Raw genomic sequence first — 2303 nt, 5'->3', positions numbered from 1 at the left:
CCAGAGCGATTCGTTGTTGCGGGTGGAGTGGGTTGTGGGGTCGGTTGCGGGGGGTGGTGTGTCGCCGGAGTCGTGTGTGGTGGTCGGTGGTGGTGGTGTGGGGTTTGAGGGTGTTGAGGTGTTTGGGGATGTGGGGTCGTTGGTGGCTGCGGTGGAGGGGGGTCGTGGGGTTCCGGAGTGTGTGGTGGTTCCGGTTCCGGTTCCGGTTGCGGTGGACGGTGGGGTGTCGGCTGGTGTGGTGCGGGATGTGGTGGGTGGGGTGTTGGGGTCGGTGGGGGAGTGGTTGAGGTTTGTGGGTGGTGGGGGTTCGCGGGTGGTGGTGGTGACGCGGGGTGCTGTTGCTGCGGGTGGGGTGGTGGCTGATGTGGTGGGGGCTGCGGTGTGGGGGTTGGTGCGTTCTGCGGTGTCGGAGCATCCGGGGCGTGTGGTGTTGGTGGATGTGGATGGTGGTGAGGGTGTTTGGTCGGGTGTGTTGGGTGTGGTGGGTGGTGGTGAGTCGGAGGTTGCGTTGCGTGATGGTGTGGTGTGGGTGCCGCGGCTGGTGCGGGTTTCGGGTGTTGGTGGGGGGCTTGTGGTTCCGCGGGGTGAGGGGTGGCAGTTGGGGGTGCGGGAGCGGGGGACGCTGGAGAATTTGGCGTTGCTGTCCTCTGAGGGGTCGCAGCGGGTGTTGGGTGCGGGTGAGGTGCGGGTTGAGGTGCGGGCGGCGGGGGTGAATTTCCGGGATGTGTTGATTGCGTTGGGGGTGTATCCGGGGGATGCGGTGATGGGGACTGAGGGTGCGGGTGTGGTGGTGGAGGTGGGGTCTGGGGTGTCGCATGTGGCGGTGGGGGATCGGGTGTTGGGGTTGTTGGAGGGTGGTTTTGGTCCGGTGGCGGTGGCGGATGCGCGGTTGGTGGTGCGGATGCCGTCGGGGTGGTCGTTTGCGCGGGCGGCGTCGGTGCCGACGGTGTTTTTGACGGCGTTTTATGCGTTGCGGGATTTGGCGGGTGTGGGTGTGGGGGATCGGGTGTTGGTGCATGCGGCTGCGGGTGGGGTGGGGATGGCGGCGGTGCAGTTGGCGCGGTTGTGGGGTGCGGAGGTGTATGCGACGGCGAGTGTGGGGAAGTGGCCGGTGGTGCGGGGGTTGGGGGTGGAGGGGTCGCGGATTGCGTCGTCGCGGTCGCTGGATTTTGAGGAGGTGTTTTCGCGGGTTACGGGTGGTCGTGGTGTGGATGTGGTGGTGAACTCGCTGGCGGGTGAGTTCGTGGATGCGTCGTTGCGGTTGTTGCCGGGTGGTGGGCGGTTCGTGGAGATGGGCAAGACCGACCTCCGCGACCCCGCAGCGGTGGCCGAGACACACCCCGGAGTGGACTACCAGAGCTTCGATCTCGCACAGATATCCCCGGACCGCGTGCGGGAGATGCTGACGGAAATTCTGGAGTTGTTCGAGAGCGGGGCGTTGGAGCCGTTGCCGGTGCGGGCGTGGGACGTTCGGCGGGCGGTGGATGCTTTCCGTCATGTCAGTCAGGCGCGGCATGTGGGGAAGGTGGTTCTCACGCTTCCGTCGTGTTTGCGGGCGCGGGGGACGGTGCTGGTGACGGGTGCGTTGGGTGGTCTGGGCCGGCTGGTGGTGCGGCATCTGGTCGGTGAGCACGGTGTGCGGGATCTGCTGTTGGTGTCCCGGCGCGGGGAGGAGGCGCCGGGTGCGGGTGAGGTGCGTGCGGAGCTGGAGGGGCTGGGTGCGCGGGTGCGGATCGCCGCCTGTGATGTGGCCGACCGGCAGGCGCTGGAAGGGTTGCTGGCGGAGGTCGAGGATCTGTCGGCGGTCGTGCATGTGGCCGGTGTGCTGGACGATGGTGTGTTCACTTCGCTCACGCGGCAGCGGTTGGAGACGGTGTTGCGGGCGAAGGTGGATGCCGCGCTGAATCTGCATGAGTTGACCGCCGGCCGGGATCTGGATGCGTTCGTGTTGTTTTCCTCGGCGGCTGGTGTGCTGGGCAGTGCGGGGCAGGCCAACTATGCGGCGGCTAATGCGTTCTTGGACGCGTTGGCGGAGTGGCGGCGTGCTCAGGGTCTGCCTGGTGTGTCGCTGGCGTGGGGGTTGTGGGGCGAGCGGGGTGGTATGGCCGGTTCGCTGGGGGATGGTGATGTGGAGCGGATGCGGCGTTCTGGGATCGCCGCGTTGGAGGCGGGAGAGGGGCTGGCGCTGTTCGACACGGCGTTGGCCGCGGCCGATGGCGCGTTGGTGCCGATGAAGCTGAACCTGCCCGCCCTGCGTGCCCAGTTCGGTGAGCACGTCCCCCCGCTCTTCCGCACCCTCATCC

The 2303-nt window shown here is 67.5% G+C and carries 1 protein-coding gene; it reads left to right on the top strand.

Annotation, left to right across the window (positions count from 1 at the left end):
- Positions 1 to 22 precede the first annotated feature (22 nt).
- Positions 23 to 2303 (top strand): MDR/SDR family oxidoreductase (locus ACYVMZ_RS39225; protein WP_461088086.1); only part of this gene is annotated, 2281 nt, incomplete at its 3' end.

The sequence above is a fragment of the Streptomyces deserti genome, from assembly GCF_054782695.1.
The sequence above is the reverse complement of the archived record's forward strand: the minus strand, read 5'-3'. Positions and strand labels throughout refer to the sequence as shown.